17 protein-coding genes are annotated in these 20,520 nt (G+C 71.5%); 5 read left to right on the forward strand and 12 right to left on the reverse strand.

The features are described from left to right. Nucleotides 1-246: 246 nt before the first annotated feature. The 9 genes from ATL41_RS06185 to ATL41_RS06225 all read right to left on the reverse strand — a co-directional run bounded on the left by ATL41_RS06185 (nucleotide 247) and on the right by ATL41_RS06225 (nucleotide 11,207). Nucleotides 247-1,305, reverse strand: a complete 1,059-nt coding sequence (locus tag ATL41_RS06185) for an ABC transporter permease subunit (RefSeq protein WP_098457694.1) — start codon at nucleotides 1,303-1,305, stop codon at nucleotides 247-249. Continuing rightward, complete coding sequence (locus tag ATL41_RS06190) at nucleotides 1,305-2,456, reverse strand: ABC transporter permease (protein ID WP_098458959.1); 1,152 nt, start codon at nucleotides 2,454-2,456, stop codon at nucleotides 1,305-1,307. The genes ATL41_RS06185 and ATL41_RS06190 overlap by 1 nt, the downstream gene beginning before the upstream one ends. Next, nucleotides 2,456-4,000 (reverse strand): sugar ABC transporter ATP-binding protein, encoded by a 1,545-nt coding sequence (locus ATL41_RS06195; RefSeq protein WP_098457695.1) that lies wholly within the window; start codon nucleotides 3,998-4,000, stop codon nucleotides 2,456-2,458. The genes ATL41_RS06190 and ATL41_RS06195 overlap by 1 nt, the downstream gene beginning before the upstream one ends. 114 nt (nucleotides 4,001-4,114) lie before the next feature. Beyond that, the gene (locus tag ATL41_RS06200; RefSeq protein ID WP_098457696.1) at nucleotides 4,115-5,107 is read right to left on the reverse strand and encodes an ABC transporter substrate-binding protein; all 993 of its coding nucleotides are present in this window, start codon (nucleotides 5,105-5,107) and stop codon (nucleotides 4,115-4,117) included. Nucleotides 5,108-5,307: 200 nt separating this feature from the next. Next, on the reverse strand, nucleotides 5,308-6,813 hold the full coding sequence (araA, locus tag ATL41_RS06205) for an L-arabinose isomerase (RefSeq protein WP_098457697.1): 1,506 nt from the start codon (nucleotides 6,811-6,813) through the stop codon (nucleotides 5,308-5,310). A 49-nt stretch (nucleotides 6,814-6,862) separates the two neighbouring features. Next, complete coding sequence (locus ATL41_RS06210) at nucleotides 6,863-7,576, reverse strand: L-ribulose-5-phosphate 4-epimerase (RefSeq protein ID WP_098457698.1); 714 nt, start codon at nucleotides 7,574-7,576, stop codon at nucleotides 6,863-6,865. Nucleotides 7,577-7,608: 32 nt separating this feature from the next. After that, a complete protein-coding gene (locus tag ATL41_RS06215; protein WP_098457699.1) occupies nucleotides 7,609-9,204 on the reverse strand; it encodes an FGGY-family carbohydrate kinase in 1,596 nt (531 codons plus the stop codon). Nucleotides 9,205-9,419: 215 nt separating this feature from the next. After that, a complete protein-coding gene (locus ATL41_RS06220; protein ID WP_245854660.1) occupies nucleotides 9,420-10,472 on the reverse strand; it encodes a LacI family DNA-binding transcriptional regulator in 1,053 nt (350 codons plus the stop codon). 69 nt (nucleotides 10,473-10,541) lie between these two features. Continuing rightward, a complete protein-coding gene (locus tag ATL41_RS06225; protein ID WP_098457701.1) occupies nucleotides 10,542-11,207 on the reverse strand; it encodes a hypothetical protein in 666 nt (221 codons plus the stop codon). Nucleotides 11,208-11,311: 104 nt separating this feature from the next. Between ATL41_RS06225 and radA the strand changes: the two genes are divergently transcribed. Both radA and disA read left to right on the forward strand, forming a co-directional pair. Further along, complete coding sequence (gene radA, locus ATL41_RS06230; RefSeq protein ID WP_098457702.1) at nucleotides 11,312-12,739, forward strand: DNA repair protein RadA; 1,428 nt, start codon at nucleotides 11,312-11,314, stop codon at nucleotides 12,737-12,739. A gap of 41 nt (nucleotides 12,740-12,780) precedes the next feature. Continuing rightward, nucleotides 12,781-13,866 carry a DNA integrity scanning diadenylate cyclase DisA gene (disA, locus tag ATL41_RS06235; protein WP_098457703.1) on the forward strand — a complete coding sequence of 362 codons (1,086 nt, stop codon included), beginning with the start codon at nucleotides 12,781-12,783 and terminating at the stop codon, nucleotides 13,864-13,866. Between the two features lie 414 nt (nucleotides 13,867-14,280). Here disA and ATL41_RS06240 read toward each other — a convergent pair whose 3' ends face one another. Next, a complete protein-coding gene (locus ATL41_RS06240) occupies nucleotides 14,281-14,994 on the reverse strand; it encodes a hypothetical protein (protein WP_098457704.1) in 714 nt (237 codons plus the stop codon). 136 nt (nucleotides 14,995-15,130) lie between these two features. Between ATL41_RS06240 and ATL41_RS06245 the strand changes: the two genes are divergently transcribed. Next, nucleotides 15,131-16,006, forward strand: a complete 876-nt coding sequence (locus ATL41_RS06245) for an HhH-GPD family protein (protein WP_245854662.1) — start codon at nucleotides 15,131-15,133, stop codon at nucleotides 16,004-16,006. 128 nt (nucleotides 16,007-16,134) lie between these two features. Here ATL41_RS06245 and ATL41_RS06250 read toward each other — a convergent pair whose 3' ends face one another. Together ATL41_RS06250 and ATL41_RS06255 are read right to left on the reverse strand one after the other, a co-directional pair. Next, nucleotides 16,135-16,650 carry an amino-acid N-acetyltransferase gene (locus ATL41_RS06250; protein ID WP_098457705.1) on the reverse strand — a complete coding sequence of 172 codons (516 nt, stop codon included), beginning with the start codon at nucleotides 16,648-16,650 and terminating at the stop codon, nucleotides 16,135-16,137. A 57-nt stretch (nucleotides 16,651-16,707) separates the two neighbouring features. Continuing rightward, nucleotides 16,708-17,682, reverse strand: a complete 975-nt coding sequence (locus tag ATL41_RS06255) for a sugar-binding transcriptional regulator (RefSeq protein WP_098458961.1) — start codon at nucleotides 17,680-17,682, stop codon at nucleotides 16,708-16,710. 210 nt (nucleotides 17,683-17,892) lie between these two features. Between ATL41_RS06255 and ATL41_RS06260 the strand changes: the two genes are divergently transcribed. Together ATL41_RS06260 and ATL41_RS06265 are read left to right on the forward strand one after the other, a co-directional pair. Next, nucleotides 17,893-19,647, forward strand: a complete 1,755-nt coding sequence (locus ATL41_RS06260) for a glycerol-3-phosphate dehydrogenase/oxidase (RefSeq protein ID WP_098457706.1) — start codon at nucleotides 17,893-17,895, stop codon at nucleotides 19,645-19,647. A 118-nt stretch (nucleotides 19,648-19,765) separates the two neighbouring features. Next, complete coding sequence (locus ATL41_RS06265) at nucleotides 19,766-20,497, forward strand: MIP/aquaporin family protein (RefSeq protein ID WP_098457707.1); 732 nt, start codon at nucleotides 19,766-19,768, stop codon at nucleotides 20,495-20,497. Nucleotides 20,498-20,520 lie beyond the last annotated feature (23 nt).

A 20,520-nucleotide genomic window follows, 5' to 3' on the forward strand; every position in this document is an offset into this window, starting at 1 on the left:
GGGCGCGCGAGAGCGCACGGTCAGGGCCGACCGATCGGCGAGACCCGTCCCTCCCCCTGCAGGGGAGCCGCTCGGTTCGGACGGGCGAGCGGTGTCGCACGGCGCGAGGCCGGTATGGGCTGCAGCGGGCACCGGGCACGTGCTCCCGGTGCCCGCCGAGCCGGTGCGCGGGGTGGAGTCCCGCGGGCGTGGTCAGGGTGGGCAGGTGGACAGGGCAGGGACGCGGGTGCGTCCGGGGACGTGGGCCTATCTCTTGCGTCGCGTGACGATCACGCGCTGCAGGATGACGAAGCCGAGGAGGACGACGCCGATGAACACCTTCGTCCACCAGGAGTCGAGGCCCTCGCGGGCGATGAGCACCTGGATGAGGCCGTAGACGAGGACGCCGACGCCGGTGCCGAGGACGTAGCCGCCACCACCGGCGAGCAGGGTGCCGCCGATGACGACCGCGGCGATCGCGTCGAGCTCCATGCCGATGCCCGTGAGGTTGAAGCCGGACTTCGTGTAGAACGCGAACAGGATGCCGGCGATGCCGGCGCACGTCCCGGAGATCACGTACACCCAGAGCTTGGTGCGTCCTGCCTTGAGGCCCATGAGCTGGATCGCGTTGCCGTCGTCGCCCACGCCGACGCCGTAGACGGTGCGTCCGAACCGCGTGTAGTGCAGCACGTAGAACGCGAAGGCGAGCACGGCGAGCGCGACGATCATCGACAGGTTGATCTTCCAGATGTCGCGTCCCTCGCCGAACTTGACCGACCACGACGCGAGGGAGGCGAAGCCCTCGTCCTTGATCGCGACGGACTGGACGCTCACGACGTTGCACAGGCCGCGTGCGAGGAACATCGCGGCGAGCGACGCGATGAACGGTTGGATGTTGAAGTACTGGACCAGCACCCCGATGAGCAGGCCGAACGTCGAACCGATGAGCACGCCGATCACGAGCACGACCGGGAGCGGGACGCCCATCGGCAGGAGGGTCGCGATGACGAGGCCGACGAGGGCGACGACGGCGCCGACCGACAGGTCGATCCCGCCGGTGAGGATGACGAACGTCATGCCGATCGCGAGGACGAGCAGGTAGGCGTTGTCCTGCAGGAGGTTGGAGAACAGCTTCATCGAGATGAAGCTGCGCTCCCCGCCGTACCGCGCCTGCCCGACGCCGAGCATGATCACGAACGTGAGGATCGTGCCGGCGATCGGCAGGAACTCCGGGGCCAGGAACCGGCCGAGCCTGCGGCGGACCATGGGCTTCTTCTCCGAGGGGCTGGGGGTGGACGTGCGCGGGGCGGGTGCGGTCGTCGTCATCACCGGGCCTCCTCCTTGGTCGGGGCAGGTGCCGCGACGGCGGCTGCCACGACCGACCTGCGGCGCCTGGGCGCGAGGTACTCGCGAAGCTTCGGCGACTGGGCCACGCACACGAGGATGATGACGAGCGCCTTGAACAGCGGCGTGATCTGCGACGGGATGTGGAAGATGATGACCGCGCGCTCGATCGTCGAGAGGATGAGCGCGCCGACGACCGTCCCGGACAGGTAGAACTTGCCGCCGGAGAGCGCCGTCCCGCCGAGGACGACGCACATGATCGCGTCCATCTCCTTCATGAGGCCGATGTTGTTGGCGTCGGCCGCCATGGTGGGTGCGCCGTAGACGATCCCCGCGAGACCCGCGAGGACGCCGGCGAGGATGTAGACGAACCACGTGATGTTGCGCGACTGGACGCCCGCGAGGCGGCTCGCCTCGCGGTTGATGCCGATCGACTCGAGCAGCATGCCGAGGGCCGTGCGCCGCACGAGGACGGCGACGCCGACGAGCGCGAGCAGCGCGATGACGACCGGCGTCGGGACGCCGAGGACGAAGCCGGACCCGAGGTACTTGAACGGCGGGCTCGTCACGGTCGTGATCTGGCCCTTCGTGATGAGCATGGCGACGCCGCGCCCGGCGACCATGAGGATCATCGTCGCGATGAAGGGTTGGATCCCGAGGACGGAGACCATGAAGCCGTTGAACACGCCGGCGACGAGCGCGACGAGGATGCCGAGGGCGACCGCGACGGCGACCGTGCCGACGCTGCCGGCGCCCGGGTTGCCGTCGAGGTACGAGAGCGAGACGGCGAGCGAGATCGCCATGACCGCACCGACCGAGAGGTCGATGCCGCCGGTCGCGATGACGAGGGCCATGCCGAGCGCGAGCAGGAGCGGCGTCGCCGCGTAGCGCGAGATGTCGACGAGCTGGCCGAAGAGGTGGCCGTCGCGGATCTCGACGTCGAGGAAGACCGGGTTCTTGATGCCGCACGCGATCACGAGGAGGACGAGTGCGACGACCGGCCAGAAGAGCTGGTGGTGGACGACGCGGCTCCAGACGGGGACCGGCGCGGTGCGGTACGACCCCGAGGGCGGTGCGCTCGGGCCGGTCGGTCCGGTCGGGTCGGCGGTGAGGGTCACGGTCGGGCCGCTCATCACGCCACCTCCTTCTTGGCGATGGCCTCGAGGATCGTGTCCTGGTCGACGTCGGGGCCGTTGGTGATCGAGTCGACGAACTTGCGGTCACGCAGGACGTCGATGCGGTGGGAGACGCGCAGGACCTCCTCGAACTCCGAGGAGATGAACAGGACGGACATGCCGTCGGCGGCGAGCTCGGCGACGAGCTTCTGGATGTCCGCCTTGGCGCCGACGTCGATGCCTCGCGTGGGCTCGTCGAGGATGAGGATCGTGGGCGCGGTGGCGAGCCACCGCGCGAGGAGCACCTTCTGCTGGTTGCCGCCCGAGAGGTTCTTCACGAGCATGTTGGGGTTCGCGGGGTGGATGTTGAGCGCGCGGACGTACTTGTCGACGAGCTCGTCGAGCTCGCGCTTGGGGACCTGCTTCCAGACGCCGCGGACGGTCTGCACGGCGAGGGCGATGTTCTCGCGGACGGTGAGGTCCCCGATGATGCCCTCCTTCTTGCGGTCCTCGGACGAGAACGCGATGCCGTGCTTGAGGGCCTGGAGCGGGTCGTTGAGCTTCACGTCCTTGCCCTTGAGCTGGAGCTCGCCCTCGCCGGGCTTGTCGGCACCGCACAGGAGGCGCACGGCCTCCGTGCGGCCGGAGCCGAGCAGACCGGCGAGCCCGACGATCTCGCCAGGGAAGACGTCGAGGTCGTACGGCTCGATCGAGCCGTCGCGCCCGAGCCCGACGGCGCGCAGGGAGGGGGTGCCGTGCTCGTGCTCGGCGTCGAACGCCGCCTGGGCCCCGCGCTCGATCGCGTCGAGCGCCGCCCCCTCGCGGCCGATCATCTTGCCGATGAGCTCGCGGCGCGGCAGGTCGGCGACGAGGTGCTCGCCGACGAGCCTGCCGTTGCGCAGGACGGTGAGCCGGTCGGAGATCTCATAGATCTGGTCGAGGAAGTGGGAGACGAAGAGGATGGCGACGCCTGCGTCGCGCAGCTCGCGGATGACCGCGAAGAGCTCGTCGACCTCGGCCTTCTGCAGGCTCGAGGTGGGCTCGTCGAGGATGAGGACCTTGGCGTCGACGACGGTCGCGCGGGCGATCGCGCAGAGCTGCTGCACGGCGATCGAGTGGGCGGACAGGAGCGACGCCGTGTCGATGTCGAGGTGGAGCCGCTCGAGGTACTCGGCGGCCTGGCGGCGCATCTTGCGCCAGCTGATGAAAGGGCCCGTGCGGGGCTCGTGGCCGAGCATGACGTTCTCGGCGACGGAAAGGTTGGCGCACAGGTTGACCTCTTGGTACACCGTGCTGATCCCGGCGGCCTGGGCCTGGTCGGGGCCGCTGAAGCTGTGCTCGACGCCGTCGACGAGGATCGTGCCGCTCGTCGTCTGGTAGACGCCGGTGAGCGCCTTGATGAGGGTGGACTTCCCGGCACCGTTCTCGCCCATGAGGGCGTGCACCTCGCCCGGGAAGAGACGGAAGTCGACGCCGTCGAGGGCCTTCACGCCGGGGAACTCGATAGTGATCCCGGTCATCTGGACGATCGGAGCTGCGGTGCTCCCCGCCGTCTCGGTCATTGCTGCCTTCTTCCTGGTCACGCTGGCTCGGCGCGCCGTCGCGCCCTGGCGTCCCTGCGTCCTCGCGGTGGGCACCCCCGCCCGGCCCTCCTCGGCCGGGCGGGGGTGTGCCGGTCAGAACGTGCGGGAGTCGACAAACTCCTGGGTGATGGTCTGGTCGAACGCCTCGTCGACGACGATGGTGCTCTTCTCGACCTGCTCGCCGGCGGCGACCTTCTTGATCAGCTCGGCGAGCTGGTCACCGAAGGCGGGGTTGCACTCGACGACATAGTTGAACTTCTTGTCGACGAGGGCCTGCAGACCGTCCTTGACGCCGTCCACGGTGACGATCTTGATGTCAACGCCGGGCTTCTTGCCGGTCGCCTCGATCGCCTCGATCGCGCCCAGGCCCATGTCGTCGTTGTGCGCGAAGATCAGGTCCATGTCGGGGTACGCGGCGAGCGCGGCCTCGGTCGCGGCCTTGCCCTCGGCGCGGGTGAAGTTGCCCGACGCCTCACCGATGACGTTGTCACCGACGACGGAGCGGAAGCCCTCCTGGCGGTTGGTCTGCGCGCCCGAGCCCATCGTGCCCTGGAGCTCGAAGATCTTGGCGTCGGGGTGGTTCTCCTTGACCCACTCGCCGGCGGTCACGCCTTCCTTGGTGAAGTCGGCACCGATCCAGGTGACGAACGGATCGGCGACGGTCGTGTCGACCGTGCGGTCGACGAGCACGACAGGGATGTCGGCATCCTTGATGTCCTGGAGGACCTCGTCCCAGCCGGTCTCGATGACCGGCGAGAACGCGATGACGTCGACGCCCTGGTCGATGAAGTCGCGCAGGGCCTTGATCTGGTTCTCCTGCTTCTGCTGGGCGTCGACGAACGTGAGGTCGAAGCCGTTCTCCTTGGTCAGGTTGGCCTTGACCGACTCGGTGTTGGCGGTGCGCCAGCCGGACTCGGCGCCGAGCTGCGAGAACCCGACCTTGATCGTGTCACCGCCCTGGCTCGACCCGCCGCCGCCACCGGTCGTGGCCGGGTCGTCAGAGCCTCCGCCGCAGGCGGCGAGGGTGAGCATCGAGATCGTGGCCGCCGCGGCGACCATGGTCCGCGTGAACGTGTTGCGTCGCATATCTCCTCCTTGAGACACCGGTCCCCCCTCAGGTCCCGGTACGAGCGCGAGGTCGGCGTCGACCTCGTCACAGTAGTGATGTTAGCGCTAACAAACGCTGGTGCCCAGAAGATCCCGGGTCACCGTTGTGTCACGATTTGCCAGCCTCACAGACCGCCCGGGAATCCCCCGGCGCGACCTGCGCCGAACGTGTCAGCACGTCACAAGCCCTGTGCCAGACGGTAGTAGACCTGGTTCCAACGGACCTGGTCCGCAAACCCCCGACGCGTCGTCGTCTCGTCGATGACGAGCAGCTCCGTCCGGGCGATCTGAGCGAAGACCTCGAAGGCCTCCACCCCTGCTGCGGTCGACAGCACCGTGTGGTGCGCGCCTCCCGCCGTGAGCCACGCCTCCGCCGACGTCGTGAAGTCGGGGCGAGGCTTCCACACCGCTCGCGCGACCGGCAGGTTCGGCAGCGGCGGGTGCTCGACCAGGTCGACCACGTTCGCCGTCATCCGGAACCGGTCCCGCATGTCCGCGAGGGACACCACGACACCCACGCCCGGATCGGTGTCGAACACCATCCGGACCGGGTCCTCCTTGCCGCCGATCCCGAGCGGGTGGATCTCCACCCGCGGGGTCGACGTCGTCAGCGACGGGCAGATCTCCAGCATGTGCGCGCCGAGGATCCGCTCGTCACCCGGGGTCAGGTCGTACGTGTAGTCCTCCATGAGGGAGGCACCACCCGGCAGGCCCGCACCCATGACCTTCGCGGCCCGGACGAGCACCGCCGTCTTCCAGTCGCCCTCCGCACCGAAGCCGTAGCCCTTCGACATGAGCCGCTGCACCGCGATGCCCGGGAGCTGGCGCAGCGCGCCGAGGTCCTCGAAGTTCGTCGTGAAGGCCTTCGCGCCGAGCTCCGTGAGGAAGCCCTCGAGCGCGACCTCCTGCCGCGCCGCGTACCGCAGCGCGTCGTGACGGTCGCCCCCGCGTCGCAGCTCGGGGACGACGTCGTACAGGTCCTCGTACTCGGCGACGACGCCGTCGATCGCGGCCTCCTCCACCGCGTCGACGGCCGCCACCAGGTCGTTCACACCCCACGTGTTGACGGAGACGCCGAAGCGCAGCTCGGCCTCGGTCTTGTCACCCTCGGTCACCGCGACGTTGCGCATGTTGTCGCCGAAGCGCGCGAGACGCAGCTCGTGCGTCGCAGCCCAACCGGCCGCACCACGCACCCACGTGCCGACCCGGCGCGTGACAGCGGGGTTGGACACGTGCCCGACGACGGTCGTGCGCGAGACCCCGAGCCGCGTCTGGATGTACGCGTACTCACGGTCGCCGTGCGCCGCCTGGTTGAGGTTCATGAAGTCCATGTCGATGCTGTCCCACGGCAGGTCCGCGGCCGCCTGCGTGTGCAGGTGCAGCAGCGGCTTGCGCAGGGCGTCGAGCCCGGCGATCCACATCTTCGCGGGGCTGAACGTGTGCATCCACGTGATCACGCCGAGCACCTTGTCGTCAGCGCTCGCGTCGATCATCGCGCGGCGGATCGCGTCCGCGTCCGTCAGGACGGGCTTCCAGACGACCGGGGCGGGGACGTCGTCGGACGCGTCGAGCGCACGGGCGACCTGCTGCGACTGCTCGGCGACCTGCCGGAGCGTCTCCTCGCCGTAGAGGTGCTGGCTCCCCGTGAGGAACCAGATCTCGCGGTCCTGGTACGGCTTGTTCATCGTTGCTCCAAGATCTCTCGTCGTCGAAAGGTCGCGTCGTGGGGGCGGGTCAGCGCTGCGCCGGTGCGGGCTGGCCGTACACGTTCTGGTACCGGGCGTAGAGGCTGTCGATCGCGTTCTGGTCGATCGGCACCGGCTCGCCGAGCTGCCGCGCGACATGGATCGTCCGCGCGACCTCCTCGACCATGACCGCCGCCTTGACCGCCGTCGTCGCGTCCTTGCCGATCGTGAACGGCCCGTGGTTGCGCATGAGCACGGCCGGGCTGCGCGAGCCCGTGAGCGTCTCGACGATCCCACGCCCGATCGAGTCGTCACCGATGAGCGCGAACGGGCCGATCGGGACCGGTCCGCCGAACTCGTCGGCCATCATCGTCAGCACGCACGGGATCTCCTCGCCCCGCGCCGCCCAGGCGGTCGCATAGGTCGAGTGCGTGTGCACCACTCCGCCGACCTCCGGCATGTGCCGGTACACGTACGCGTGCGCCGCGGTGTCCGACGACGGCGCGCGCGTCCCGTCGACGAGCTCGCCGTCGAGCGTGCACACGACCATCGACTCCGGGGTCAGCTCGTCGTACGTCACGCCCGAGGGCTTGATGACGAACAGGTCCTCGCCGTCGTGCACGCGCACGCGCTGCGACACGTTGCCCGCGGTCCACACGACCAGGTCCCAGCGGGGCAGCTCGGCGTGCAGCCGCGCGACCAGGTCGCGGACGCGCGCGACCTCCGCGCGAACCTCGGCGCTCATCTCGTCCAACGTCACCATCGTCCGTCCCTCTGCTCGTCCCGCCCCGGCGCTCACCGGAGCACCTCGGCGGCCGTCCGTACGGCTGCCAGCCCTTGCTCGTAACCCTCGAGGTAGTGCGCGTACCCAGCGACGTCGTCGGCGTCGGGGGTCGCGACCGTGGTCGAGGTCGCACGCACGTGCTCGTCGAGGAAGTCCGCGAGGGTGAGCCCGCGCGGGTCGAGGCGGTAGGAGGCGAGGACCGCCATCCCCCAGGCGCCCCCCTCGCCAGCCGTGTCGCTCACGCTCACAGGGACGCCGACGGCGGCGGCGAGCATCCGCTGCGAGACGCCGGCCGTCCGGAACATGCCGCCGTGCGCCTGGAGCGAGTCGATCGACACGCCCTCGTCCGCGAGGACCCGCAGCCCGAGGCTCAGCGTCGCGAACACGCCGTAGACCTGGGCACGCGCGAGGTTGGCGAGGGTGAGCCGGCTGCCGGGTGTGCGGACGACGAGCGGACGGCCCTCGTCGAGGCCGGCGATCGGCTCGCCGGAGAGCTGGTTGTACGCGTAGACGCCGCCCGCGTCGGCATCGGCGTCGAGCGCGGCGGTCAGGAGCGCGGCGAACACCTCGTCCTGCGACGCGGGCGCGCCGAGCGCGGCGGCGAGCTCGCCGAAGACCTCGGCCCACGCGCCGAGCTCGCTCGCGCCGTTGTTGCAGTGCACCATCGCGACGAGGTCGCCCGCGGGGGTCGTGACGACGTCGAGCTCCTCGTGGACGCTGCGCAGTGGGCCCTCGAGGACGACCATCGCGAAGATCGAGGTGCCCGCGGAGACGTTGCCGGTGCGCGGGCGGACGGCGCCGGTCGCGACCATGCCCGTCCCGGCGTCGCCCTCGGGCGGCGCGACGAGCGCACCAGGGCGGAGCGTGCCCGTGGGGTCGAGGAAGCGGGCCCCCGCCTCGGTGAGGCTGCCGGCGTCGGCGCCGGCAGCCAGCGGGGTGGGCAGCAGGTCGGCGAGCGGCGTGCCGAAGCCGCGCTCGGCGAGCAGCCTGTCGACGACGGCGAGGCGCTCGGCGTCGTACCCGCCGGTCGTCGGGTCGATCGGGAACATGCCGGACGCATCGCCGACGCCGAGGACCCGGCGGCCCGTGAGCCGGTGGTGGACCCAGCCGGCGAGCGTGTTGAGCGACGCGACCTGGGGGACGTGCGGCTCGGCGTCGAGCACGGCCTGGACGAGGTGGCTGACGGACCAGCGCAGCGGCATGTTGAAGTCGATCGCCTCGGTGAGGAGCGCGGAGGCGGCCCCGGTCGAGGTGTTGCGCCACGTGCGGAACGGGACGAGGAGCCGGTCGTCCGCGTCGAGCGCGATGTAGCCGTGCATCATCGCGGAGACGCCGAGGGCGGCGAACATGTCGGGGCGGACCCCATGACGCTGCTCGGCGTCGTCGAGCAGCGCGGCGACGGCGGCCTGGACACCGGTCTCGACGTCCTCGAGGGAGTAGGTCCACACACCATCGACGAGCTGGTTCTCCCAGGCGTGGGCTCCTTGGGCGAGCGGCTCGTGGGCAGGTCCGACCAGGACTGCCTTGATCCGCGTCGAGCCGAGCTCGATGCCGAGCACCGCGCGACCGTCCCGGAGGAGGGTCGCGCCCTGAGCAGCTTCCGCCATCGTCGGCGTCCTCTCGCGTACCTCCCGGGACGGGTTGCGTCCCGGTGCTCGCACCGCCGTTGGTGCGAGGAGCGTCGGCGTCCGGGACGGGGCCCGGGGTGCGACGCAGGATCATGTTAGCGCTAACAATCCGGCGTGAGCAACCCCCTTTGTTCGATCGCGTCCGACTGCCGCGCAGCCGCGCCCTGCCGCGGTTCCCGCCCGCAGGCCCGCCCTCAGGAGCGCGGCGGCGCCGTGCTCGACCGCACCTGAAGCGTCGGCACGAGCGGCGTCACGACCGGCTCCCGACCCGCGAGCATCGTGCGCATCGCGTCGATCGCCAGGCGCCCGAGCGCCTGGAAGTCCTGCCGCACCGTCGTCAGCGGCGGGATGAAGTGCGCCGCACCCGTCGCGTCGTCGAAGCCCGCGACCGACACGTCCTCCGGGACACGGACGCCCGCCTCCCAGAACGCGCGCAGCATCCCGAGCGCCAGCTGGTCGTTCGCCGCGAACACCGCCGTCGGCAGCCCCTCGCGGACCATCCGACGCCCCGCCGAGTACCCGCGCTCCGCCGTCCAGTCGCCCGGCAGCGGGTCCTCCATCGCAAGACCTGCCCGCTCGACAGCGGCCCGCCAGCCCGCGACGCGCGCCCGCGCGTCGAACCAGTCCTGCGGGCCAGCAAGGTGCACGACCTGCTCGTGACCGAGACCGATGAGGTACTCCGTGACCGCCGTCGCGCCCGCGACCTGGTCCACGCTCACGGAACGGATCATCCCGTGCCCGGGCATGCCCTCACGGATGCCCGTCGACGAGATCATCACGACCGGGACGGGAGCCGCGAGGCTCACGACCGCCCGGGTCGCGTCGACCTGCGGGGCGATCATGATGATGCCCTCGACGCCCTGACCGAGGAAGTGGTCCACGACCTGCCGCATCGACGACGGGTCGAAGCGCGTCACGGTCGCGACCGACACGTAGTAGCCCGCCTCGCGCGCCGCGACCTCGATACCGATCGACGTCGACGACGGGCCGTACAGCGCGGAGCCCGTCGAGACGACGCCGAAGATCCCCGACCTGTTCGTCGCGAGCGCGCGCGCCGCGCTGTTGCGGCGGTAACCGAGCTCGTCGATAGCGTCGAGGACGCGCGCCCGGGTCTCCGGGCGCACGTTCGGGTGGTCGTTGAGCACGCGGGAGACCGTCTGGTGGGACACACCGGCGCGCTCGGCGACGTCCGCCATCGAGGGCGCGCGAGACGCACCAGGACGCGCAGCCACCTCGTCCAGCGCCATGTCGTGCTCCCCTGTCGGTCAGCCGCGGCCCCTGGCCGCGCGTGCGACAACTATCTCACCGGGCAAGCCTCACAGCGGGAACGCGCGGAAGAAGTCCTCGATCTCGTCGGCCGGACCCTCCGCGTGCAGCACGACGGTCCCGTTGACCCACGTCGCGGCGCCCGACGCCGAGGGGAGCGTGCGGATCGTCGCCTCGCCCTTCGCCTCGCCGCCGATCGTCACGGGCAGCGTCGTCGTCGTCGCGTCCGGGTTGAGCGCGGCGAACGCGTCCGCGAGGCCCGCGGCGACGGACGCCGCCGCCTCGGCGTCGCGCAGCTGGGTCACGTGCAGCGCGACCTTGCCGCCCGCGCCGTCGACATACGTCACGCGGTACGTCTCGAGAGCGCCGCGCTGACCCTTCTCCTCCTCGATACCGGCGTACGCCCACTGGAGGACCGTGTCCGGGAGGGCTGCGGCGAGCGGGGTCGACTCCTCTCGCTCGACGGGCGTCGCCGCCGGGGTCGGGACGGGGTTGGTGATCGTCACGGCGGGCGGCGTCACGGGCGCCGTCGGCTCCCGCGTCGCGAGGACGGCGGCGGTGACACCGGCGGCCACGAGGACGACCGCGCCGACGATCCCCAGGACGAGCCCGCGGCGCCGCGGGCGCTGCTGGGCATGCTCGGGCGTCGCGCCCTGCGCGCTGCTCCTCGCCTCTGCCGGCTCAGGGGCCCCGGTGGGCTCGGTCTGCTCAGTCATCTCACGTCCTTCCGTCGATCCTCCTAACCTACGGCGACCGTGCGCGGCGCGTCCGCACGTCCACGGACGAGGACGTGTCGGTGGGGCCGGATACCGTGTCGCCCATGACGCCTCCCGCCGCCACCCGCACCTCCGCGCGCCCGTCGCGCCCCGCGTTCGCGTGCAGCGAGTGCGGCTGGACGACGAGCAAGTGGGTCGGCCGGTGCGGCGAGTGCCAGGAGTGGGGCACGGTCTCGGAGAGCGCGGGGCCGACGGCGGGGCCGCGCACGGCGGCGACGTCGCCTGCGCGCACGCCCGCGCGGCCGATCGACCAGATCCCCGTCGACGCGGCGCGCGCGGTGCCGACGGGCGTCGCGGAGCTCGACCGCGTCCTCGGAGGGGGTCTCGTGCCGGGAGCGGTCGTGCTGCTCGCGGGCGAGCCGGGCGTCGGCAAGTCGACCCTGCTGCTCGACGTCGCGTCGATCGCGGCGGCGAGCGGCCGCACCGTCCTGTACGTCACGGGCGAGGAGTCCGCGGGGCAGGTGCGTCTGCGCGCCGAGCGCATCGGCGCGCTCGACCCGAACCTGCTGCTCGCCGCCGAGACGGACCTGGGCACGGTGCTCGGCCACATCGAGGCGACCGACCCGTACCTGCTCGTGCTCGACTCGGTGCAGACGATCGCGTCCGCGCAGGTCGAGGGCGGCCCGGGCGGTGTCGCACAGGTCAAGGAGGTCGCGGGGGCGATCATCGCGGCCGCGAAGGGCCGCGACATGCCGGTCCTCCTGGTGGGCCACGTGACGAAGGACGGCTCCGTCGCGGGTCCTCGCACGCTCGAGCACCTCGTCGACGTCGTCTGCCAGTTCGAGGGCGACCGGCACTCGAGCCTGCGCATGGTCCGGGCGGTCAAGAACCGCTACGGCGCGACGGACGAGGTCGGCTGCTTCGAGCTCACCGAGACGGGCATCGTGGGCCTCGCCGACCCGAGCGGGCTGTTCCTGTCCCACACGGTCGCCGAGACGCCCGGCACGTGCGTGACCGTGACCCTCGAGGGGCGCCGCCCGCTGCCCCTCGAGGTGCAGTCGCTCGCCGTCCCGACGACGCTCGCTAACCCGCGCCGCACGACGAACGGGATCGACTCGAGCCGTGTCGCGATGATCCTCGCGGTCATGCACCGGTTCGCGGGGCTGCGCGCCGAACAGCTCGACATGTACATCTCGACGATCGGCGGCCTGCGCGTCGTCGAGCCGTCCGCGGACCTCGCGATCGCGCTCGCTGCCGCGAGCGCCGTGAGCCACCGCCCGGTCTCCCGCGGCACCGTCGCGATCGGCGAGGTCGGTCTCTCGGGAGACCTGCGGCCCGTGTCCGCGCTCGGGCGGCGTCTCGCCGAGGCCGCGCGCCTCGGGCTGCGGCGGGCGATCGTCCCGCAAGCGTCGTTCGACGCGCTCGACCAGGTACCCGCCGGCATGACGGTCCTGCCCGCCGTGCACGTCGCGCAGGCAGCCGAGCTCGCGCTCGGCCCGGCCGACGAACGCACCGGCGCGGCGAACCGCTGAACGCTGCCGCTGAGAAGCGCCCGACGGCTAGGATCGGCCTCGTGCCTCCGTACTCTGCCCACCTGGACGACCAGCTTCGTGACACCCTTGCGGCCGTCGCGCCCGGCACCGAGCTCCGGGACGGCCTCGAACGCATCCTGCGTGGGCGTACCGGCGCGCTGATCGTCATGGGCATGGACTCCGTCGTCGACGAGATCTGCTCCGGCGGCTTCGAGCTCGACGTCGAGTTCTCCGCGACCCGCCTGCGCGAGCTCGCGAAGATGGACGGCGCGATCGTCCTCGACCGGCACGCCTCGCGCATCGTGCGCGCCGCCGTCCAGCTCCTCCCCGACCCGACGATCTCGACGTCCGAGTCCGGCACGCGTCACCGCACGGCCGAGCGCGTCGCCAAGCAGACCGGCTTCCCGGTGATCTCGGTGAGCCAGTCGATGCGCATCGTCGCCGTCTACTCGGGCGGCTCCCGCCACGTCATCGAGGACACCGAGGCGATCCAGTCCCGTGCGAACCAGGCGCTCGCGACGCTCGAGCGCTACCGCGCCCGCCTCGACGAGGTGTCCGGCACGCTCTCAGCGCTCGAGATCGAGGACCTGGTGACGGTCCGCGACGTGTGCGCGGTCGTCCAGCGTCTCGAGATGGTCGGACGCATCTCCGAGGAGATCGCCGGCTACGTCATCGAGCTCGGCACCGACGGTCGACTGCTCTCCCTGCAGCTCGACGAGCTCATCGGCGGCCTCGGCTCCGACCGGGACGCCGTCATCCGGGACTACGTCGAGCTGTCCCGCAAGGACCGCACGTCGGCCGACGTCCTCGCCGAGCTCGGCGAGCTCGACTCAACCCAGCTGCTGGACCTGTCGCAGATCGGGCGGGTGCTCGGCCTGCCGGGTGGGGGCGAGGCGCTCGACGCCGCAGTCGCCCCGCACGGGTACCGCCTCCTGTCGAAGGTCCCGCGCCTGCCGGGTGCGATCGTCGAGCGGCTCGTCGTGCACTTCGGCGGCCTGCAGCGCATGCTCGCCGCGACGATCGAGGAGCTCATGAGCGTCGAGGGTGTCGGCGAGCAGCGCGCCCGCGCGATCCGTGAGGGCCTGTCGCGTCTCGCCGAGTCGAGCATCCTCGAGCGCTACGTCTGACGCTCCCCGGAGCCGCACCGCTGCGGTCCTCCCGTCCCGCCACGACGGCGTCCCCGCCCACCACGCGGGCCCTCCCCGCCGAGGTCGGGGCCTCATCCTCGCGAAGTAGGGCCGTCCACGCGAAGTAGGGCCCTCCCCGCGAGGTAGGGGTTTCCCCGCGAGGTAGGGGCGTCCACGCGTCGTAGGGCCTTGCACGGCCCTACCTCACGTCCATGGCCCTACCTCGGCGACGGACGCGACCTGCTGCTCGCGCCGCCCGGCTCGCCCCGCGACGTAGAAGTCCTCCCGCGAGGTAGGGGTTTCCCCGCGAGGTAGGGGCGTCCACGCGTCGTAGGCCCGTGCACGGCCCTACCTCGCGTGCAAGGGCCTACCTCGGCGACGAGCGCGAGCTGCTGTTCGCGGTGCGCCCGGCCGTCACGAGAGGACGATCACGAGCTCCTTGGACTTCTTGCCGAGGATGCTCGCCGTCGCGCGGTAGGTGCCGGGCTTCGCCTCGACGCCCTTCGTCGGGCACCCAGGCTCTGAGCGCACCCGCTTCCACGTGAGCGACGACGAGTCCGCCTGACCGGCCGCGAGCAGCAGCATGCGCGGCTCGGGGTCGACGCAGTCGGCGCTGCCCCACACTCGCGCAGGCCCGGAGACGATCACGAGCTCACGCGTCTTGTCGGTGACGTCGATCAGGCAGGACCGGTCGCTCGTGTTGGTGACCTCGAGCGCAAACTTCACGTTGCGGCCCTTGAACGTCTCGCCGTCGGCGGACAGACCGATCGTGACGTCCTCCTTGGCACAGGCGGGGATGTCGCCGGAGCCGGCGGCCGTGGACTCGGCGCCTGCCTCGTCCTTCGTGCCCTCGTTCTTCTGGTCGCCGTCCTTGTCAGCCGCCTTGTCGTCCTTGGACGTGTCCTTGTCGCCCGACCCCTTGCCGTCCTTGCCGTCAGACCCCTTCGGTTCGTCCGCCCCGACGGTCGCGGTCGGCTTCGTGGCGGGCTGCTCACCGGCCCCGGCGACCTTGGAGACGAGGGCCGCGACGAGCGCGACCACGACGACCACGACGCCGATCAGCACGAGGCGGCGCACCCAGTAGACGCGCGGGGGCAGCGGTCCCACGGGCCGGATCACGGAGCTCACGGCACCTCCTTCACTAGCTCGACGTCGTCGGCGGTTCTCCCTCCCACGCTACGAACCGCGGGGCCGCCGCGCCGCGAGGCGCGCCGCACGGCGCGCGAGGTGGGCAACGCGCGCCTCGTCGCGCAGAATCGTCGTCGTGCCTCCGTCCCCCGCCCTGCTCCGCGAGCGCGTCTGCACGTGGTTCGCGGACGCGGCCCGTGACCTGCCGTGGCGTGCGCCGGACCGCACGCCTTGGGGCGTGCTCGTGAGCGAGGTGATGCTCCAGCAGACGCCCGTCGTGCGGGTCGAGCCGGTGTGGCGGGAGTGGATGGACCGGTGGCCGCGTCCGGCGGACCTCGCGGCGGCGGCGACGGCGGACGTGCTGCGCGCATGGGGCCGGCTCGGCTACCCGAGGCGGGCGCTGCGGCTGCAGGACTGCGCGCGGGCGATCACGGACCTGCACGACGGCGAGGTGCCGCAGGGCTTCGACGAGCTGCTCGCGCTGCCTGGCGTGGGCGCGTACACCGCGGGCGCGGTGACGGCGTTCGCGTTCGGGCGTCGCGCCGTCGTGCTCGACACGAACGTGCGGCGCGTGCTCGCGCGCGCCCTCGACGGGGACGCGCTGCCGCACCCGCACCAGACGGTCGGCGAGGTGCGTCGCGCGGAAGCGGTCGTCCCGGGGGACGACGCGGAGGCTGCGGGGTGGGCGGCGGCGTCGATGGAGCTCGGGGCGCTCGTGTGCACGGCTCGCTCGCCGCGGTGCGGCGAGTGCCCGGTCGCGGACCTGTGCGTGTGGCGTCTCGCGGGCTTCCCGGCGGACGAGCATGCTGCCCGACGTCGTACGCAGGCCTGGGCGGGGACGGACCGGCAGTGCCGGGGCCGGGTCATGGCGGCGCTGCGTGCCGCGGACGGGCCGGTGCCGCGGGAGGCGATCGGGTGGCCGGACGCAGCGCAGCTTGACCGGGCCCTCGCTGCTCTCGTCGAGGACCACCTCGCGGAGCAGACGGCCGAGGGTTACGTACTGCCCCGCTGACCCCGCCGGTCGGTGCGCCGCACGTCCGCACGTATAGGACGAGGACCGGGCCGCCGGGTCGGAGCGCGGCACGTCCGCACCGCACGCGACGCGACCGTCGCGGGAGTGCGCCCAGGGCGCCGCCCCCTTCAGAGGTGCAGCAGCATCCTCGTGTTGCCGAGGGTGTTGGGCTTCACGCGGGCGAGGTCGAGGAACTCGGCGACGCCGTCGTCGTGCGAGCGCAGGAGCTCGGCGTACACCTCGGGCGAGACCACGGTGCCCTCGATCTCCTCGAAGCCGTGGCGTGCGAAGAAGTCGACCTCGAAGGTCAGGCAAAAGACGCGCCCGAGCCCGAGGGAGCGGGCGCGGTCGAGGAGGGTGTCGAGGATCGCGTGCCCGACACCGGCGCCGACCCAGCCGGGGTCGACGGCGAGGGTGCGGATCTCGGCGAGGTCGACCCACATGACGTGCAGGGCGCCGCAGCCGACGACCGCGCCGTGGGGGTCGACGGCGACGACGAGCTCCTGGACGGCCTCGTAGTAGGCGACCTGCTCCTTGGCGATGAGGATGCGGCGGTTCGCGTAGGGCTCGACCAGGTCGCGGATGGCTCGGACGTCCGTGGGCAGGGCCGGACGGACGGTGAACTCGCGGGTCGTGTCGGTCACGTCGGGAACGCTACTCCTGGGCGCACGTCCGGGCCGGGGAGGGTCAGAACCCGGACGTTACGCCCCGCTCACGGCGCTGCCGCGCAGCTGGGCGGCACGCTCGGCGGCCGCGCGCTCGGCGTCGTCGAGCTCGAAGAGGCGCAGGGCGGTGAGCTCGTCGATGACGAGGTGGGTGACTGCTCCGGCGAGGAGGGCGGCGCGCAGCGGGACGACCTTGTTGTCGCCTGCGACAGCGCAGACGCGTCGGGGCACGGCACGCAGCTGGGCTGGTGTGGGGCCGGTCGCGCGCGCGTTGAGCTCGATGTCGGAGTAGGTGCCGTCGGCGCGGAGGAAGACGGTGCACACGTCGCCGACGACTCCTTCCGCCTCGAGGGTCTCGACGTCGTCGGGCTCGAGGTAGCCGGCGGAGTAGACGTGGCTCGGCAGCTCGCCCTGCAGGGCGCCGACGGAGAAGAGGGCGATGTCGGCGCGGCGCTGCACCTCGAGGACGCGCTGCACGCTTCGCTCGCGCCACATGGCGTCGCGCGTCTCGGCGTAGTCGAAGAAGGCGGGGACCGGGAAGTAGTGGACGTGCGCGCCGAAGGCGCGCCCGAAGCCGGAGATGAGGTCGCCCGCGTAGTCGACGCCCGAGGTGCGGGTGTTGGCGGCGCCGTTGAGCTGCACGACGGCGGAGCCGCGGGTGGGCTTGGTCGTCAGGTGCCCGGAGATCGCGTTGATGGTCGTGCCCCAGGCGATCGCGAGGACCATCTCGGAGTCGAACCACGACGTGATGAGGCGCGCGGTCGTGCGGGCGACCTGGTCGAGCCGGTCGACCTGGGCCCCCGAGTCGGGGACGGGGACGACGAACGCCTCGATGTCGTAGTCGTCGCGCAGCCGCTGGGTCAGGCCGGGGGCGCGGGAGTGCGTGGGGCGCAGCGTGATCTCGACGATGCCGCTGTCGCGGGCGTCTCGGATCATGCGGGAGACGGTCGAGCGGGACGTCCCGAGGTGCTTCGCGATCGCCTCCATCTTCATGTCCTGGAGGTAGTACATCGACGCCGCGGCGTAGAGGTCACGGTTGTGCCGCGCCGTGCGCTCGTCTGAACGAATTGCCACGTAGACACCTCCATCGAGGTCCCGAGGGGTCCTGGCACCCGGGATCTAGGTCCCAGCCTTGCACATATGTGCAGTCCGGTTGCGCGGATGTTCTACCGATGTTTGGTTGAGACCGGAACAGCACCACTCTCCGGCGAAAGGCCAGAAATGTCAGTCTCCGGCACGTCCACCCGTCTGACCCCCAGCACCCGCGAGGCCTCGCTCGAGGCGCTCCGTCAGAGCGCCACCACCCCGCTCGACGTCCTGGTCATCGGCGGCGGCGTGACCGGCGCCGGCATCGCCCTCGACGCCGTGACCCGCGGCCTGAGCACCGCCATCGTCGAGGCCCAGGACTGGGCCTCCGGCACGTCGAGCCGCTCGTCGAAGCTTGTGCACGGCGGCCTGCGCTACCTGCAGATGCTCGACTTCCACCTCGTGAAGGAGGCGCTCACCGAGCGCGACCTCCTCATCAACAAGCTGGCCCCGCACCTGGTCAAGCCCGTGTCGTTCCTCTACCCGCTCGAGCACAAGGTCTGGGAGCGCGCCTACGTCGGTGCCGGCGTCGCCCTCTACGACGGTCTCGCCACCCTCGCCCCGGGCAAGCGGGCCATGCCGTGGCACCGCCACCTGAGCCGCAAGGGCATGGAGCGTCTCTTCCCCGACCTGCGCCACGACGCCGCCGTCGGCGCGCTGCGGTACTGGGACGCGAGCGTCGACGACGCCCGCCTCGTCTCGACCCTCGTGCGCACCGCCGCGGGCTACGGCGCCCACGCCGCGAGCCGCACCCAGGTCGTCGAGCTCACGAAGAACGCCCGTGGCCGCATCGACGGCGCCGTCCTCCAGGACCTCGAGACCGGCGAGAAGATCACCACGAAGGCGCGCCACGTCATCAACGCGACCGGCGTCTGGACCGAGGACACCGAGGCGCTCGCCGGAGGCTCCGGCGGCCTGCGCGTCCTCGCGTCGAAGGGCATCCACATCGTCGTCCCCCGGGACCGCATCCGCGGCAAGGTCGGCCTGATCCTCCAGACCGAGAAGTCCGTCCTCTTCGTGATCCCGTGGTCGCGCTACTGGGTCATCGGCACGACCGACACCCCGTGGGAGCAGGAGCTCACGCACCCGGTCGCGACCGCCGCTGACATCGACTACGTCCTCGACCACGCGAACGCCGTCCTCGCGGAGCCGCTGACCCGCGACGACATCATCGGCACATGGGCGGGCCTGCGCCCGCTCCTGCAGCCGGGCACCAAGGAGGGCACGTCGTCGGCCAAGGTGTCGCGTGAGCACACCGTCGCCTCACCCGAGCCGGGCCTCACCGTCATCGCGGGCGGCAAGCTCACGACCTACCGGGTCATGGCCGAGGACGCTGTCGACTTCGCGCTCGGCGCGGAGGCGAGCCAGCTCCCGTCGGTGACGTCCAAGACGCCGCTGCTCGGCGCCGTCGGCCTCGAGGCCCAGCGCAACTGGGCGCGCACCCACGCATCCACGTACGGCTGGTCGAACGCGATGCTGGACCATCTCTTCCACCGCTACGGCGCGCTCGTCGCGGACATCGTCGCGCTGTGCGAGGAAGACCCGAGCCTCGCCAAGCCGCTCGAGCACGCACCCGCGTACCTCCGCGCCGAGATCTCCTACGCCGCGAGCCACGAGGGTGTCCTCCACCTCGAGGACGTGATGCTCCACCGCACGCGCCTCGTCTACGAGGAGCGCGACCGTGGCCTGGGTGCCGTCCCCGAGATCGTCGACATCATCGCCCCGATCCTGGGGTGGGACGACGAGCGCAAGGCCGCGGAGATCGCGTCCTACACCGCGCGCGCCGAGGCCGAGGAGGCTGCCTCCCACGACCTCGACGACGCGACCGCTGAGCAGACCCGCCTCAAGGCGGCTGACATCAGCCCGATGACCACGCTCAGCTCTCGCTGAGCGTCCAGGTCGGGGCCGGCGCCCGCCAGCCCCGACCGGCCGCCCTCGGGCGGTCCGGCCCGTCCGCGAGGGGCGGACGGGTTTCCACGACAACGAAGTCAACGAAAGCGGGCACACCATGACACTGACCGACATCTTCGTCTCCGAGGTGATCGGCACTGCGCTCCTGATCCTCCTCGGAGCCGGAGTCGTAGCCAACGTCGTCCTCCCCAAGAACAAGGGCTTCAACGCGGGATGGGTCGTCATCACCTTCGGATGGGGCCTCGCCGTCTACGCCGGCGTGTGGGCCGCATGGAAGTCTGGCGCACACCTCAACCCCGCCGTCACGTTCGGCATCATCGCGAACGGCCAGGACAACTACGTCGACGGCGTTCCCGTCAACCTCACGAGCACCCTCGTCTACCTCGCCGGTGAGATGATCGGCGCCTTCATCGGTGCGGTCCTCGCGTACCTCGCGTACAAGAAGCACTTCGACGACCCGGACGCCGACTCTGGCTCGAAGCTCGCGGTGTTCTCGACCGGCCCGGCGATCCGTTCCCACGGCTGGAACGTCGTCACGGAGGCCCTCGGCACGTTCGTGCTCGTGTTCGTCATCCTCCAGTTCGGCAACTCGCCGCACGAGCTCGGCCCGCTCGCCGTCGCGCTCCTCGTGGTCGGTATCGGCATGAGCCTCGGTGGTCCCACCGGCTACGCCATCAACCCTGCACGTGACCTCGCCCCGCGCATCGCTCACGCCATCCTCCCGATCAAGGGCAAGGGCTCGAGCGACTGGAACTACGCCTGGGTGCCGGTCGTCGGCCCGATCATCGGCGGCGTTCTCGCCGGCCTCCTGGCCACCGCCGTCGCCTGACCCAGCCCTACCACGCCTGACGG

The organism is Flavimobilis soli, from assembly GCF_002564025.1.
Taxonomy (GTDB): Bacteria; Actinomycetota; Actinomycetes; order Actinomycetales; family Cellulomonadaceae; genus Flavimobilis; species Flavimobilis soli.

What these genes read in the sequence shown, in the direction of transcription:
- ATL41_RS06185 (WP_098457694.1), bottom strand. Translation starts at nt 1,305, where the DNA reads ATGACGACGACCGCACCCGCCCCGCGCACGTCCACCCCCAGCCCCTCG.
- ATL41_RS06190 (WP_098458959.1), bottom strand. Translation starts at nt 2,456, where the DNA reads ATGAGCGGCCCGACCGTGACCCTCACCGCCGACCCGACCGGACCGACC.
- ATL41_RS06195 (WP_098457695.1), bottom strand. Translation starts at nt 4,000, where the DNA reads ATGACCGAGACGGCGGGGAGCACCGCAGCTCCGATCGTCCAGATGACC.
- ATL41_RS06200 (WP_098457696.1), bottom strand. Translation starts at nt 5,107, where the DNA reads ATGCGACGCAACACGTTCACGCGGACCATGGTCGCCGCGGCGGCCACG.
- araA (WP_098457697.1), bottom strand. Translation starts at nt 6,813, where the DNA reads ATGAACAAGCCGTACCAGGACCGCGAGATCTGGTTCCTCACGGGGAGC.
- ATL41_RS06210 (WP_098457698.1), bottom strand. Translation starts at nt 7,576, where the DNA reads ATGGTGACGTTGGACGAGATGAGCGCCGAGGTTCGCGCGGAGGTCGCG.
- ATL41_RS06215 (WP_098457699.1), bottom strand. Translation starts at nt 9,204, where the DNA reads ATGGCGGAAGCTGCTCAGGGCGCGACCCTCCTCCGGGACGGTCGCGCG.
- ATL41_RS06220 (WP_245854660.1), bottom strand. Translation starts at nt 10,472, where the DNA reads ATGGCGCTGGACGAGGTGGCTGCGCGTCCTGGTGCGTCTCGCGCGCCC.
- ATL41_RS06225 (WP_098457701.1), bottom strand. Translation starts at nt 11,207, where the DNA reads ATGACTGAGCAGACCGAGCCCACCGGGGCCCCTGAGCCGGCAGAGGCG.
- radA (WP_098457702.1), top strand. Translation starts at nt 11,312, where the DNA reads ATGACGCCTCCCGCCGCCACCCGCACCTCCGCGCGCCCGTCGCGCCCC.
- ATL41_RS06255 (WP_098458961.1), bottom strand. Translation starts at nt 17,682, where the DNA reads ATGTACTACCTCCAGGACATGAAGATGGAGGCGATCGCGAAGCACCTC.
- ATL41_RS06260 (WP_098457706.1), top strand. Translation starts at nt 17,893, where the DNA reads ATGTCAGTCTCCGGCACGTCCACCCGTCTGACCCCCAGCACCCGCGAG.
- ATL41_RS06265 (WP_098457707.1), top strand. Translation starts at nt 19,766, where the DNA reads ATGACACTGACCGACATCTTCGTCTCCGAGGTGATCGGCACTGCGCTC.